The sequence below is a fragment of the Paenibacillus ilasis genome (genome assembly GCF_043195395.1).
GTDB lineage: Bacteria > Bacillota > Bacilli > Paenibacillales > Paenibacillaceae > Paenibacillus_AQ > Paenibacillus_AQ lautus.
The window spans coordinates 2154012-2168804 of sequence record NZ_JBHDJG010000001.1 but is presented as its reverse complement, the minus strand read 5'-3'; the positions used below and the strand labels follow the sequence as shown (position 1 = coordinate 2168804).

General features: G+C 50.8%; 15 protein-coding genes. 1 reads left to right on the top strand and 14 read right to left on the bottom strand.

All coding sequences use genetic code 11. The features are described 5' to 3' along the window. Positions 1–7: 7 nt before the first annotated feature. From ACETK5_RS10120 to ACETK5_RS10100, 5 genes are all read right to left on the bottom strand, one after another. Entirely contained in the window at positions 8–712 is a 705-nt protein-coding gene (locus tag ACETK5_RS10120) for a DUF421 domain-containing protein (RefSeq protein ID WP_463510125.1), read from the bottom strand. A gap of 88 nt (positions 713–800) precedes the next feature. Then, complete coding sequence (locus ACETK5_RS10115) at positions 801–1277, bottom strand: YqeG family HAD IIIA-type phosphatase (protein ID WP_326120459.1); 477 nt, start codon at positions 1275–1277, stop codon at positions 801–803. A gap of 196 nt (positions 1278–1473) precedes the next feature. Further along, positions 1474–2430 carry a hypothetical protein gene (locus ACETK5_RS10110; protein WP_394055385.1) on the bottom strand — a complete coding sequence of 319 codons (957 nt, stop codon included), beginning with the start codon at positions 2428–2430 and terminating at the stop codon, positions 1474–1476. 244 nt (positions 2431–2674) lie between these two features. Further along, positions 2675–4012, bottom strand: a complete 1338-nt coding sequence (locus ACETK5_RS10105; RefSeq protein ID WP_394055383.1) for a HAMP domain-containing sensor histidine kinase — start codon at positions 4010–4012, stop codon at positions 2675–2677. Further along, entirely contained in the window at positions 4009–4686 is a 678-nt protein-coding gene (locus ACETK5_RS10100) for a response regulator transcription factor (RefSeq protein ID WP_100537497.1), read from the bottom strand. Before ACETK5_RS10100 ends, ACETK5_RS10105 begins: the two co-directional genes overlap by 4 nt. Positions 4687–4954: 268 nt before the next feature. Here ACETK5_RS10100 and ACETK5_RS10095 point away from each other — a divergent pair, with 268 nt between their 5' ends. Then, a complete protein-coding gene (locus ACETK5_RS10095) occupies positions 4955–5347 on the top strand; it encodes a hypothetical protein (protein WP_100537498.1) in 393 nt (130 codons plus the stop codon). A 277-nt stretch (positions 5348–5624) separates the two neighbouring features. On the opposite strand, the gene ptsP is transcribed toward ACETK5_RS10095, so the two are convergent. From ptsP to ACETK5_RS10050, 9 genes are all read right to left on the bottom strand, one after another. After that, a complete protein-coding gene (gene ptsP, locus ACETK5_RS10090; protein WP_394055381.1) occupies positions 5625–7388 on the bottom strand; it encodes a phosphoenolpyruvate--protein phosphotransferase in 1764 nt (587 codons plus the stop codon). Further along, positions 7388–7657 carry an HPr family phosphocarrier protein gene (locus ACETK5_RS10085; protein ID WP_076321605.1) on the bottom strand — a complete coding sequence of 90 codons (270 nt, stop codon included), beginning with the start codon at positions 7655–7657 and terminating at the stop codon, positions 7388–7390. Before ACETK5_RS10085 ends, ptsP begins: the two co-directional genes overlap by 1 nt. A gap of 194 nt (positions 7658–7851) precedes the next feature. Beyond that, entirely contained in the window at positions 7852–8586 is a 735-nt protein-coding gene (locus tag ACETK5_RS10080) for an SIS domain-containing protein (protein ID WP_326113386.1), read from the bottom strand. Between the two features lie 36 nt (positions 8587–8622). Then, positions 8623–9381: a creatininase family protein gene (locus ACETK5_RS10075; RefSeq protein WP_394055378.1), complete on the bottom strand. Its 759-nt coding sequence runs from the start codon at positions 9379–9381 to the stop codon at positions 8623–8625. A 13-nt stretch (positions 9382–9394) separates the two neighbouring features. Further along, positions 9395–10387, bottom strand: a complete 993-nt coding sequence (locus tag ACETK5_RS10070) for a phosphotriesterase family protein (protein ID WP_394055376.1) — start codon at positions 10385–10387, stop codon at positions 9395–9397. A gap of 96 nt (positions 10388–10483) precedes the next feature. Further along, positions 10484–11779 (bottom strand): PTS ascorbate transporter subunit IIC, encoded by a 1296-nt coding sequence (locus tag ACETK5_RS10065; RefSeq protein WP_100537504.1) that lies wholly within the window; start codon positions 11777–11779, stop codon positions 10484–10486. 23 nt (positions 11780–11802) lie between these two features. Further along, positions 11803–12066 (bottom strand): PTS sugar transporter subunit IIB, encoded by a 264-nt coding sequence (locus tag ACETK5_RS10060; RefSeq protein WP_100537505.1) that lies wholly within the window; start codon positions 12064–12066, stop codon positions 11803–11805. Then, on the bottom strand, positions 12063–12506 hold the full coding sequence (locus tag ACETK5_RS10055; RefSeq protein WP_100537506.1) for a PTS sugar transporter subunit IIA: 444 nt from the start codon (positions 12504–12506) through the stop codon (positions 12063–12065). The genes ACETK5_RS10060 and ACETK5_RS10055 overlap by 4 nt, the downstream gene beginning before the upstream one ends. Before the next feature lie 35 nt (positions 12507–12541). After that, entirely contained in the window at positions 12542–14653 is a 2112-nt protein-coding gene (locus tag ACETK5_RS10050; protein ID WP_326113740.1) for a BglG family transcription antiterminator, read from the bottom strand. Positions 14654–14793 lie beyond the last annotated feature (140 nt).

Below are 14793 nucleotides of genomic sequence, written 5' to 3'. Positions count from 1 at the left end.
AGCGCCCCTACTTCTTGGGTTCAGAAAAAACTCGCACGTTCTCGTTCTCAACGGTTGCAAGCATTACATCGTGGATATTCGTATTAGTGGGTGCTATTTTTGAATGAAGCCAAGCCAAATCCTTACCCATTTCCTGAAGAAGCGACATATCGACTTTTCCATCTATGATGATCGGCCTTGAGATCGTAAACGGCCCCGTCTCTAATCTCATATCTGCCGGAGTAACCGGTTGGTATGGGGTGTCCATAAAAACCGATATGGTTCCACCCGGTTCCCATACGGCAAGGGCTACCTTTTGCATATCCTCTACTTTTTCCTTTCTTAGCTCAGAAAATAAAAAATCAATAGAGATTCTGGCTTTAGATAAGTTATGAAACTGGATGAGTCCATTTTTAACGAGTGTGATGGGCGATGGATCTAGATAGTGTTTGAAGAACGGCCACTTTAGGCTCAACCACGTCGCTATAATGTATAAAACGACGAGAACGATCGTCGTGATCATAGATCCCTTTAATCCCAATTCTTCATCTGAAAGCGGATGAGCAATAATATTGCCGAGCGTTAAAGCCAAAATGAAATCGAGGAATCTCAATTGAGAAATGGAACGCTGCCCCATTAATTTGGCTGCAAGAAGTAAAAAAACGAAGCTAACAACCCCTCTTAGGATCCATTCCATGGTTGTCAGCGATTCTTGACTTTGGTAAAAATCCAATCCATTCACCCCGCCGATTCACATCAATTATTGTTCAATATATTCATATATTCGCTTGAACGATTTCTTCATTCTGTAGCACGTCCGTTTAGACTCGAAGTACCTTTACGAATAGTCGTTTTACAGCCCCTAAAATCCGAGGTTTCGCCCATGAAGAAGATATGAAAATCGTGTACATCCCCAGACGGTTTCCGCCCCATAAATCTGTAATGATGCCGTTTCCGATAACGGCTGTCTCGTTACTACGGGTTCCAAGCATATTCAATGCGGCTAAAAATGCTTTTTTCTTCGGTTTACCGGCTTCGAACAAAGCTGGAATTTCATGGACCTGTCCGTGGTCACCCATTGGAGGTTTGCTGTTAGAAACGATGATCACCTTAATTCCATATCTCGACTGCATGTTAGTCAGCCAAGATTTCATCGAATCAGTTATGGAGTCAGCTTTCTTGGTCGTTAAAGTATTGGTCCAGTCAAGGATTATCCCTTTAATACCTGCCTGCTGGAGTCTTTCTCCGTTAATCTCATAAATCGAGCGCGCAATTTGCGATGGTTTAAAAATAGGCATAGTCTTCCTCCACTACTTTCATATAAGTGAGTCAATCGTGTATAGAATGCCTTCATTTTGTTAAAATCATACTTTTGAACAATCATTTCACCTGGTTGGTCTGTATGTATTCTGTATGTATGGATTCGGCTAAACAAAAAAAGTCGCGATTACCGCGACTTCATAAGATGTTCCAACGGATCGTCGGTAAGCAAACCTACAAGGCGCGTCGTCGATCGTGCAGAACGAACAGCATGACTATGAACATCATGACGCCGAAGACGATACCGGCCTCCGTCGTTAGCATCCGCAGCAGCTGGTACTCTGGCGAGAACAGCGAATCGGTGCGAATCGCGGAAAAGAGGTTATACGAGAACAGCATGCCCGACGAAATCCATGCCGCTGCCATCGGGTACAGAAATCGCTGCGGCCCGCGGCGGGAAGTTAGCACCAGCAATCCCCACGCCCCCGCGATGGACCACGCTCCGGTACTCAACGTCAGCAGATGCCACCACACATCACGATCGTCCAGTCTGGCCGGGTCAATACCGAGAGTGCCTCCGGCAGCCCAGAACACCTTAATGATACCTAACAGGACACAGCCGGCTCCAACCAGCCTGGACAATGTATGTTGCAATCTCCAAGTATTGCCCGGTAACCTGCTATAGTCGATCGAATCACCGAACGCCTCCGGCCACCGTGTCCTCGCATACCCTGCGAAGGCGAGAGGCAGACAAATGCCGATGCCGACCAGCGAAATCATGACGAAAAATTGTTCGTACACCCAAACCTCGGCAGCCCCCGCCTCCTGATCCCGAGTCATAGCTGCCGGTCCTAGCACCGGCGCCAAGACCAGCATGGGAACGAGCAGTCCGGTACCAACCCATACGGGAAAGGCAATCAGCCATGCAGGGAGACGTTCGCCCCACGGCCTGGTGAAAGCCATGGCCAGCAGGATTCCGATAGCCGCTAGCAATGCGGTAGCTGCGTTGATCGCACGCCAGCTAGCGTCGCCCATTTGCTCGGTTGGTATGAAGTAACCGAAAGTCCATGCCATTTTAATCAATAGATACGGCGCCACCGCTATGGCAGCGCCATAACCAGAAATTCTACGTATCTTCATCCATTGCGGTGACTGCAGATCAGCTGAAACTTGCTCATGCTCAATCTTCATGTTGGTAAACTTACCTCCTTAAATAACTCTGTCTTCACCTTACACCTCATTCTAACCCCCTTATCGAAAGACAAAGTGACCTCAAGTTTAAGTTTGGGTTAAATTCCTTTACGAGAGAGCAGTACGGCTCTCTTTCCGATATAGGTACGTTCACATTCAAAAAAGAAGCTGCGTATAAGTCATTCTGAGCGACTTGTACGCAGCTTCTTCCCTGGTCTTTTAATGTCAAACGTATATTATATTTTCAATAACATGAGCTCTTCCAAATATAAAATACACTTCCATTTTCATCGGATTTCACTTCCCATTGCATATCCATCTCCCTGGCCATCATCGATACAATGGACAAACCGATTCCTGCACCTTTTTCAGGTGACTCGTTGCCGAAGCCAGGACCCTTATCATGGATGACGAGCATCAATTGCTTCTGACGATCTATCATTTGAATGCCGATGTACCGACCCTCTCCCGCATGGCGTACCACGTTCTGAAACACATTGTCCAGGATACGGTTAAACCACAATGGATCCGCATCCCAAAGTAACGTCTGATCAGGAAGCTCGACAAGGACTTCAAATTTCTTCGCCTCGAATACTGGATACCACTGAGCCACTCGATTCCGGACTTCTTCTACGATATCAATCGGCTGTTTATGCATCGGATATTTCCCCGCCGATAACAGCGTGTATGACAGAAGGTTATCCATCAGATTACTGATGTCATCCAGCTTATGCTCGATGACAGAAAGTGAAAACTGCCCCTGGGAGGAAGCAGGGTTTTTACGAACGGTATGGACATGTTGCCGGATGACAGTCAACGGGGTTCGGAGATCGTGGGAAATCGTTGAAATCAATTGCTTACGCAGTTCCTCCTCCTCCCGCTCCCGTTTTTGACTTTCTTTGAGCTCCTTCACCATCCGATTAAACGAGCCTTCGAGTTCTCCGATCTCGTCTTCCTTGATAATCGGGACTTCATTCGGAATTTCTTTCAATCCGTTTACGGTCATTGCCGATTGAAGCCTGACCAGTCTTTTGCGAAGCTTAATGAAGAACAGCCATGACAGCATAAAGAAGCTTCCACAGATCATCAAAAACAGAAAGATTAGTGGCAAGTTTCCCGAGAGCGACATTTCTGCGTCAAGGATATGGGATTCCGGGAGCCGCATCACCATGAAACCTTGCTTCGGATCGTTTCCGATGAGGGAAGTTAAGACCAGCGTTTCTTGATTATGGTCTTGCGCTCGAATAGAGAGTATATCCAGATAAGTCCACTGCTTAGGTATATCTCCCGAGAGGTCACTGACTGCATTCGTTCTCCCTGACGGGTCCACCCAGAATATCTCCGCACTCGGATAGTCCTCGTTCAACTCCCGCAATCTAGTATCAATCCTATCCTTACCTGCACCGTCCAGGTTGACTGCCTCCTGCTGCCACGTGCGGGTTATCTCTTCAGGACGATACATGGGATGATCGCTAAACATATAGCCAGGTAAATAAAACATGGCTGGAATGATCGGCCATAACAGCAAGGCGGTCAAAATAAGAACCAGATATTTGCTCATTAACGAGCCGCGGATCTTCATGAACGCACCCGGTATCCTACCCCACGGATGGTCTCGATAATTTGGGGGGAGCCTGAATCCCGCTCAATCTTCTCACGCAGATGCCGGATATGCACGGTCAGCGTTTTATCTCCGTTCAGATGCGGTTCGCCCCAAACGGCTTCATAAATCTGCTTCTGGGTCAGTATGTGGTTCAGGTGGTCCAGGAAAAACATGAATATATGGAACTGCTTGCCTGTAAGCACAATCTCTTCCCCAGTTTCAGAATTCCATATACGACTTCCTTTTCGGTCGATGATTAAATGCCGGATCAGGAGCTGTTCCGGTTCCGCAGTGACAGAACGCCTGAGAAGGACTTGAATCCGGGCAGCCAATTCATCCGGATGAAACGGCTTTGTCATATAATCATCGGCAAAAGACAAGCCCGTAAGCTTATCCTCGATAGCGGTTCTGGCCGTAAGCATCAGGATGGGTACAGCGGGATTGATTCGTTTTAGCCGCTGACCGACCGTGAATCCGTCCAGACCCGGAAGCATAATGTCCAAAATGACAAGATCGCAACGTTCCATTGCTGCTTCCGCATCGTGGCCTGAACTCTTCCATATCACTTCATAACCTTGACCGATTAAAAAATCCTTGGACCAGGAACCGATTTCCTGATCGTCTTCAATGTACAAGATGGTAAATGTCTTCATCGTATGATGGACTCCTAAAAGTAATATATAGGTAGTCTAGCATATTATGGCTGTCAGGAGACCGGAAAATCCATCGAAAAAATTTCACGCAAATCACAAAGTCTCGTCATAAGTTCACAACATCGATTTGTTAATGTTAACAGCAGCCGGGGAACTTGAAGCACGGGCATCGGCATGATTCTTACTTGTTGGGGGATGAATCGGCAGTGGCTTATCGACTTCATCAGGCCGTAGATCATCCACAACTTCGGAAAGGAACTGATTGGATATGAAAACAACCGATATCGTGAAAGAAAACCTGCTTTTGATTCTCGGTCTGGGCGCTTTAGCGCTTATCAGACCCATCATGAAGATGACCGGGATCATGGATCTGATCGGCCAAGCATTCGGCAGCATTCTGATGACGGTCCTTATCTCCTTGGCCTGGCTCATGATCGTTCTTGTCAAGAGAGCTGCTTTTCCCGTTGTCATTCTTGTTTTTTCGGGATTGAGTTATGCCTTATTTGCAATCATCCTAAGCGGTATTGCCTCCCCCCTTCTCGATGGAAAATTGCAAGGGCCTTTAACGAATCCACTGGCAATGGTAAGTGTCTTTGCAGTAAATGCGATTTGGGGCTTAATTGTGGGCGTAATTGCCAATGCACTGCGTCGTAAAGGCTAAGCAAACCGCTTTGTAAAATGGATCTTGTGAGGGAGGAAATGACGCATTTATCACGGCCTCCGGGAATGGACTCAGAAATGAGAAACTACTCTCAAATCAAGTCATTCGATATTTGAAAATAATTAAAGAAAAGGCGGCACAGGAGCCCTCCCTGTACCGCCTTTTCTTTATTCGCAGCATCTATTTGACCCAAGTGTGCGCGCTCTCATGCAGGCTTACCACAACTAGAAACACCCTCAACACCTGCTATATAGGTCAAGCCATGTCAAAACGTAATCTATACCGCTGCCTTTTGGGCGCTATGAAATTCCTCCAGCGCCTGACGAACGCCTTGGGGCGTATCGAGACGAAGAACGCGCTTCGCCAGCTCACGGCATTCCTGACGATCTAGGTTAGCGAGCCTTTCCTTCATTCGGCTGAGACCGCTAGCCTCCATGCTCCATTCGTCGAGCCCTAAGCCGAGTAAGAGCGGTGCCGCCAGCGGATCTCCCGCCATACTGCCGCACATGCCGGTCCATTTACCGGCCTTGTGGGAAGCCTCAATAACCGTGCGGATTAACTGTAGCACGGCTGGATGGAAATAATCGTACAGGTGCGCAACGTGTTCATTCATGCGGTCCGCTGCGACCGTGTACTGCACGAGGTCGTTCGTACCGATGCTGAAGAAATCGACCTCGCTCGCGAATCGTTCCGCCAACACGGCCGTTGAGGGAATCTCAACCATGATGCCAGCTTCCATCTTCTCGTCGAACCGGATGCCATCCTGCCTCAATTCTGCCTGTACTTCTGTGAGGATGGCTCTCGCCTGCCTCCATTCCTGCAGGCCGGAGATCATCGGGAACATCACCTTTACCGTACCAAAGGCGCTGGCCCGCAGCACCGCTCGCAGCTGCGTACGAAGCAGCTCCTGGCGGACGAGCCCTACCCGTATCGCACGGTAACCCAGGAACGGGTTCGCTTCCTTTGGCAGTTGCAGATACGGCAGCTCCTTATCTCCGCCGATATCCATCGTGCGGATGATCACGGGGCGGCCCTCCATCATCCGGGCCGCTTCCTGATACGCACGGAACTGCTCCTCCTCGCCCGGCATGGCCGGGGCGTTCATGAACAGGAACTCCGTGCGGAACAGCCCTACGCCGTCCGCGCCCTGCCGGACGGCGGTCTCGGCTTCCGCGGCGCTGCCGATGTTCGCCGCGAGCTCCACGCGCGTGCCGTCGGCGGTCACTGCCGGACGCGCCGCGTACTCCTCGAGCGACTGCCTGCGCTCAAGGTCCTGCTGCATGCGGAGCCGATACTGCTCGGCCTCCGTCTCTTCCGGCCGAGCGATGCATAGCCCGGCTGTTCCGTCAAGGACGAGCGTGTCGCCGTCCTCAATGCCATCGACGCCGGCACCTGCGCCGACGATGGCGGCAATTCCGAGCGACCGTGCGAGAATAGCGGTATGCGAGGTCGCTCCTCCCGTCCGGGTGATAAAGCCGATCACCAAGGCAGGGTCCAGCTGCACCGTATCCGACGGCGCCAAATCGTCAGCGACCAGAATGACTTGTTCGGTGATTCCCGTAAAGCCGTTCGATTCTCCGGGCGACAGACAGGCGAGAAGACGGCTGCCGATATCGCGGATGTCCGCGGCGCGCTCCTTCATATAATCGTTGTTCATGCTTTCCAGCATGGCAGCGACCTGGCTCACCATTTCGGCAACGGCCCTTGGCGCTGGTTCCAGCTTCTCCCGGACCCGGGCCTCCATCTTCGGATAGAAGGCAGGATCGTCCAGAAGCTTCCGCTGTCCCGCAAGAATGCCGGCTTGTTCTTCACCTACGGCTTCCTTCGTTTTCTCCGTCAGCGCCTCCAATTGTTCCGCGCAGCCCGCTTTGGCTTCACGGAGCTTGTTAAGCTCGGCATCGATAGCGGCCGGGGTATTCGGAATAAACTTTTCATCAGGGCTGCTGTCGCTGCTGGCCCCCTGCGAAGACTTATAGAGGTATGCCTTTGCGATCCGGATTCCCTCCGATACGCCGATTCCTTGAATATGCAGCCTCTCCATCAGGCTTCACCAAACTTGCTTTCGACTAGCTGTATCAGAGCTTCGACTACCTCTTGTTCTCCATCTCCATTAGCTTCGATGGTCACGACAGCTCCTTGCTCGACCCCGAGCGTCATTAGCTCCAGCATGCTTTTGCAATCCGCGGAGCGTCCTTCGCTAGTCTTTAGATGGACCTCTGCTCCAAACTGTCCTGCTTTTTCCGAGAAAAGCTGAGCCGGACGGACATGAAAGCCCTGCTCATTTTGTATGGTTACGGTTTGTGCGAACATGTCTTTCCTCCTCATCCTGTAACCGCCTGCCGAGGCAATTCAATTGCAGAAATCGTAAGTTACGGCTGCTCTCTTCCGTATCCTGCCGTTCATCTGCCCTATCCTTGCCAGGCGGCATGTTTTATTTGTTGTTCAAGATCCAGCTCTTCTATGGCAAACCTCGTATATTTTCTTTACTCGCACTCTACACCTCATCATGCCAGTAAAGCGATCCGTCCTTTATAAGCCTCAACCAACGCTTTGTTGTGTTCATCGGAACCATCGATATTTCCGCTGAGAAATACAGGAGGGTTGAAGCCTTTTTCAATCATAATCTCAATAGATTCGGCGAACAGGGAGTTCAAAATGAGGGCCCCAACGATCGTCGAGCTCGGCGTGAAAGGCACCTGGAGGCCCGGATGGCTCAATACGGCATCTCCCTTGACCGAGAAGTTGTCGATCACAAGATCAACGGCATCCGCCAGGTGCTTGCCGCTGCTGTGCCGGGACTTCATGCTTTTGGAATATTCCAGAGAGGTAATACCAACAGTAAAGGCACCCTTCTCCTTGGCCATCAAAGCGACATCTACGGGAACGGGATTTCGTCCGGAAGTGGACAGTACGAATACAATCTCGCCTTCGCGAATATCCTGCTCCTTCATAAAATCGACCGCTAGGTCGTTTTGTCTTTCCAGCTCGGACGAACGGACCGCGCCTTCGTGAAGCATCAGCTTCTCTACAAGGATTGGACGAATCGGGACGAGCCCGCCAGCTCGGTAAAAAACTTCTTCGGTCAATATATGCGAATGTCCGCAGCCAAACAAGTGAATAATCCCACCCTGCTGAATACAGGACGCCACCTTCTCCGCCGCTTCACGGATCGACTTGGCCTGCTCGGTTCGGACTTTGTTCAACAACCCGCCAATTACATCAAAATAGGTGTTCATCATCGTAGCTTTCACCTCGTTGTTCGTGTATTTATAATGCTATCTGTTCTCTTCCGGTTGACCATCGGTTGACAATGCTCTTTTAGCCCGGAGAACCATATCGGCCATCACTTCCAAGCTGCGCTCGATAATCTTTTCCCCCTTCTCTCTCGTTGCCAGCGTTGCATCCCCAAGTACGGCAGAGGAAGTCATTTCCTCCCACGGTGTTGGTGTGCAATCCGCTTCGATCGGGATATAAGGGGCACCGTCGATCGCCTTGCTCATGTCCACATATTCGCCCGCGAGATAGAGCATATAGGATGTCTCGATCTCATCGGCATGCATGTAACTCCCGTGTGCAGCCGAAGCTTCCCGTACCAGAGCCGTTACTTCCTTCGTGCCGGGATAAAAGAAATAGAATACCTTCAGTTCGGGAACTCGTTCGAATAACACTCTCGCAGCTTCCTTCAGCGCAACCGCATTCCCGAGATGGCCGTTGACCATGACGAAAATGCGAAATCCCTGCTGGTACAAGCTTTCACCGATATCGGCAAGCAGCCGGATGAGCGCTTCGTTTGAGACGTTGATGCTCCCCGGGAAATTGCGCAGGCTCCACACTTGGCCATAGGGCAGGGTCGGCAGAACAAAGCTTTCCGTCCGCTCGGCCAATTTGTCCGCGAGTCTGGTCGCAAGCAGGTTATCCGTGCCCAGCGGCAGATGCGGCCCATGCGCTTCAACGGCACCAATAGGAAGTATGGCAGCGCGGAGTTGGCGAATTTTATCCTTCACCTCAACCGAATTTTCGAGTTCGAATTTCATAGCGAGCGCCCCCTTACTTTTTAAATGAAAAGCAGTTGGCCGGATTGCTTACGAAAAATTTCTCCACCAGTTTTCGTCCGTCAAAGCCGCTTCGGTTCGCCTCATCCACAAAGCGCGGTACCCATTTGGCAATAATGTACTCCAGACCGAGACCCTGGTCATAATGCTTGTAGTAGGTTTTCCGGGCGGTATCTCCGCTGATGAGAATTTGATCTTCGAAGCCTTTGCGGACAAGCTCCAGAATTAGCGAGATGCGGGTGCTTTCCGGTGCGTACTTGATTTTGCCGATCCCGTCAAAGCTCATGTAAGCTCCCGTTTTGGCAATCTGCTCATGGTAGTACGGATCGGGATTGCGGTCCATATGTCCCAGGCTCAAAAAAGACAAATCCACGCCTTCGCTCTTGAGGAGCTCAATTTGCTCCAGCGCCATGGTGCCAACTTCGGTATGGGAATGAATGGGAGCTTTTGTCTCATGATGGGCGCGCGCTACAGCGCGCAGTGTCTTCTCCTCCAGAGGCGTGATGCGGTTATAGCCTGTCCCGAATTTAACCTGGCCCGCTTTGAAAGAAGAGCCTTCCAGCCCTTCTTCCACCTCCCGGATGACGAAATCCGCCAGCTCGTTAATGCTTTTCGCTTCAATCCACTGAGCGTAGGTTTCATAATAGCCTGTCAGCGGTTTAAGCTCCTCTTTGATTTTGGCGTCCCAGAGAAAGCTCTTATTGAAGCCCGCCGTTCCTACGATGTGAATGCCGGTTTCAAGTGCAATTTCCTGTACCGCCTGAACATCCCGTCCATAATCGATGGCTGTAGCGTCCACGATCGAGCGTCCGCCGTGTTGTTTAAAATCAAGAACGTCCCGTTTGGACTTCTCTTTATCGTCCAGGAGCAAATCGTCCTCTCCCCGCTCCTGCCAGTAAGCCGGACGGCATACGATATGTTCGTGGGAATACGTAAAGCCCAGCTCCTCTTTACTGATATCTCCATGTAAAGTACGAATAAAGTCCATATCGTTTCTCCTCCACTCTCTGTAAAAATATGAACCTGCCCGGATTTCTAAAAAGGCGTGTTCAAAAAGTGCGTGTTCAAAATTCAAAAACCCCTTCTAAAAGAACAGCTTGGCCAGGAAGTGCAGAATCGGTCCAATGATGAACATATCGGAATCAGCTGCCCACATGGCCGTATCCGGCACCGTCGAGGCGATGAAGAAGCGAACCATCAGAAACTGTCCCCAGGCTACAACGGTTGAAGTGATGAAGCCGCCGATAACGGCCCCGCGGACACCGCCTGTCGAGTTCCCGAACACCCCGGCCGTAGCACCGTGGAAAAATAAGACGATCATCGTTGGCACGAAAATGTAAGCAACGGTGTTGCCAAGTACAAGCAGCCAGATAATCGCTCCCGCGAAAGCTCCCAGGAAGCCAAGAACCACCGCATTCGGCGCGTAAGGGTATACAACTGGCGCATCGAGTGCCGGTTTGGCGCCTGGCACGAGTTTGGTAGCGATCCCGTTAAAGGCCGGAACCAGCTCGCCGACGAACATCCGGACGCCCATCAGAACGATGGCGATTCCGCCTGCAAATGTGAACGATTGGATAATGGAGTAGATAATAAAGTTCTGGTCACCCGATTGTTTCATCAGTTCCGCAGCCGCCGGCGTGCCCTTTGTTGATAGAATTATGGCCCCGATCAGGAACAAAACCCCCATGCTGAGCGCCGTGATGACGTTGGAATCGCGGAGGAACTCAAAGCCCTTTGGTACTTTGATTTTCTCGGAATCGTTGTTTTTGTTGCCGAACAATTTACCGAACAAGGCAGCAAGCAAAGCAACCGAGGCCGAGGTGTGACCAAGCGCAATGTTATCGTTACCCGTAATTTTACGCAGGAACGGCTGAACCAGCGCCGGCTGGAATGTCCAGTACACACCAAGGACGACAGCGATCATCAGAACCAGCTTCCAGATCGAGATGCCGCTGGCCGCATGAACGATAACGCCTGCAAATACGGTTGATGTCCAGAACATCATGTGCCCGGTCAGATAAATAAATTTAAACCGGGTAAATCGGGCCAGCAGAACGTTGATCAGAAAGCCGATAAGCATGGCGAGCGTAACAGCGCTCCCGAATTTCGAATTGAATGCCTCCTGCCCCATGAAGGTACCGAGGGATCCGCTCTCCAATCCGAAAACTTCTTTCCACATCGGCTCGAATACATTCAAGGCTTTTACGATGACATCAGAGCCTGCACCGATGATGAGGAAGCCGATGATCGCTTTGAAGGTGCCGCTTACAAGCTGACTTGTTGATTTCTTCTGAAGCAGAAGGCCGACCAGAACGATAAATCCGAGCAGAATGGCGGGCGTTCCAAAAATGTTGGTGGCAATCCAAAAAAGTACGTCCATATGCCCTCTCCCTTTCTAATGGTTTACAGCACTTCTTCCAGCTTCTGTTTGATTTCGTTATTGTCAAAATAGTTGTTGACGATAACGATTTGGGCCGCATGCCCTTGAAGGCTTTGGGCCAGTTCGTTGCTTGTAATGATATACTCGGCTGCGGTTCCGGATGCCGTTGAAACGTCGGTATGCTCCACATCGGCATTTATTCCCATTCCGCTAAGCACATTCTCCACATTCATTCTCAAAATCAGACTCGTTCCTTGTCCAAGACCGCATACGCATAAAATTTTCATTGTTCGTTCCCCCTAATCAGTTGTTGGATTGTCTCCACATCAGTTGCCTGCATGAATTGTTCAATGCTCCCCGGGCTGCTCAGCAAGGTGGTCAGCTTGCGCAGCATGGCGATATGCTCCGAACTAGAGGAGCCGCCGAGCGCAAACACAAGCTGTACCGGGTCGTTAGCCGCATGGCCGAAAACGACCGGTTTCTTCAATTTAATCAGCGAGACGGACGCTTCCTTCACCCCATCCTCCGCACGGGCATGCGGAAGTGCGATATGAGGTGCAAGAACAAAGTACGGGCCTCTGTCACGGTAAGATTTGACCATGGCATCGGCATAACGTTCTTCCGCCGCCCCCGCTTTCGCTAGCAGTTCTCCTGCTAAGCGGATGGCTTCTTCGGCCGTCTCGGCCTCCACATCCAAGGCTATTAGTGACGGTTCCAAAAATTTCATTCTCATCTCTCCCAAGTCCGGTATTCTAATCGATGCTAAAGACCGGTGTGTAATTGCTGCAGGATCTGTTCTTTTGTCTTGGCCTCTTTCAGACGGATCAGGTTCTCCTTCTCCCTGAGCAGGATGGTCAGCTCCGACAGCGCTTTGAGGTGGGATTCGCCGTCAATCGCCGCCAGTACCAGAATGATCTGAACTTGATGCCTTGCTTCTTCTGAGAAAGCGACGGGTTGCTCCAGCCGCAGCAGACTGATTCCCAGCCGCCGGACACCATCCTGCGGCTTGCCATGCGCAATCGCGATGCCCGGGGCAACGACGATGTAAGGGCCTAGCGCCTCCACTTTGGAAATCATCGCATCGATATAGGCTTCATCGATGCGCCCATCCTTCAGCAGGGGCTCGGAGGCATCGCGAATGGCGCTCCGCCAGTCGGCCGCTTCTCTTTTCATTTGGATCATCTGCCCAGTGAGCAGATCCGATAGTGATGGCTTGCGTGCTTCACTCAGCCATGTTTTCCCAACGGACAAGTAGTGGTTAAGCTCCTCCGTAAGTCCTGCTTCATCCCTAACCGCGGCGTATTTATGGACAATGTCCAGCAGCGCTTGAACCGAGTACGCCGGGGTCTTTGGTTTACGGCCGGCAACCATGTTGACCTGGTTCAGCAGGTGCTCCTTATCCTTATCGCTGAGAATCGGATTCACTAAGAGAACGGGCACTTTGCTATCCGGCAGTGGTACCGTTGAGAAAATAAAATCAACATTTTCTTCATCAAACGACTCGTAATTCCGCAGTGAGAGTATCGCTGTAATATCCACTGCCGAGAAGAGGTTCTCCAGCTGCGATTTCAACATCCGCGAAGCGGAAATGCCGTTGACGCAGACGATGGCGGCCTGTCTCCGTACGGCCGGCTTCGTGTTCTCTCTGCGCAGCCAACCGCCGAAATGCATGGCGAGATATCCGATTTCGTTATCATCAAGTTGACGTCCAACCAATTGTTCGAACGCTGCCGCGGAACGGCGGGTCAGCTCGAATACTTCCCTGTACTTGGAAAGGATATTTTCGAGCAGCGGATTTTCAAGGCCGAGTCCGTATATGATCCGGTAATAAGCCGGCTTCAAATGGACAAGCAGATTCTCCTCCATCGCTTCCCGGTTCGGCAGGAATACACAGGCGTAACGCTGAAAATCATCTGTCATCTGTCTGGTCACTTGCCGAAGCTGCTTCAGCACTTCTTCGGATCCGGTCATCTGTTCCATCCGATTGACCCTCGCTCCCAGCAGATGCATCGTCAAGTAGCAAACTTCTTCATCCGGGATCGAGACGCCGAACATTTGGCCAAGACCTTCAGCAACCTCTGAGGCGACTTCAAACTCTGGCATCCTCCGCAGCACGCTTCGTTCATCTTCGTCTATCGAGATAAACTGTTCGGCCTGAATCCGTCGTACATACATTAAGAAGCGTGCCGTCAAATGAAATAGCATCTCGTCCGTCAAATCTACGCCCAGCGTTATTTCGCTATCCGAGATCAGGCGATAAACCCGCTTCAGATGTTCCGACTTCATAGGGGGAAATAAAGATTGGGCGAGATCCGGTCTTTCCGATTCCGGGTTCCGGTTAAATACCTGCTCCCAGTCTGCATCGCCGAAAAGCTGCCCGAAATAATAGCTCAGGGCCTTCCGCTTGTCACGTTCCTCCCCATGTACGCCATAGCCCCGCTTGCGGTCGTAGGTTACCTTGAGATTCGAGGCTTTCATGCCCGACCGGACCGTATTCAAATCCTTGAGCACAGTCCCACGGCTCACCTGCAAAAGATCCGTCAGATGATGAACAAAGAGCGGAGCCTCCACCGATAACAGATAGAGCGACATCCAGGCCATTCTTTCTCGTGGGGACAAATAGTACTGCTGTGCATGAGGCTTCCCGGTTGACTGCGGAAGACTGGCCCGGCTTTCATCAGGCAAATAATAGCCGACTGTCCTGACATATTTGACCGGCGGAAGATGAACCGCTTTCAAGTAGTCGTTTATTTTTTCCATATCATAATAAACGGTTCGTCTGGAGATACCGACCTTCTGCATTAGTTCTTCCAGCGACACATAATCGGCTGCCTCATGAAGCAGCGTCAAAATCCGTGTACTTCTTTCGTCCAGAATACGGCATCAACTCCTTTGCCGTTTAGTGTGGTACCTTTTGCAATTCGATTATACCCACAGGCAATTCATGAAAGACAGTTCATTTCATGGAGTCCCTTTTGTGCAAAAATGAACTCAAGTGTTCAAAGTCAATCCCT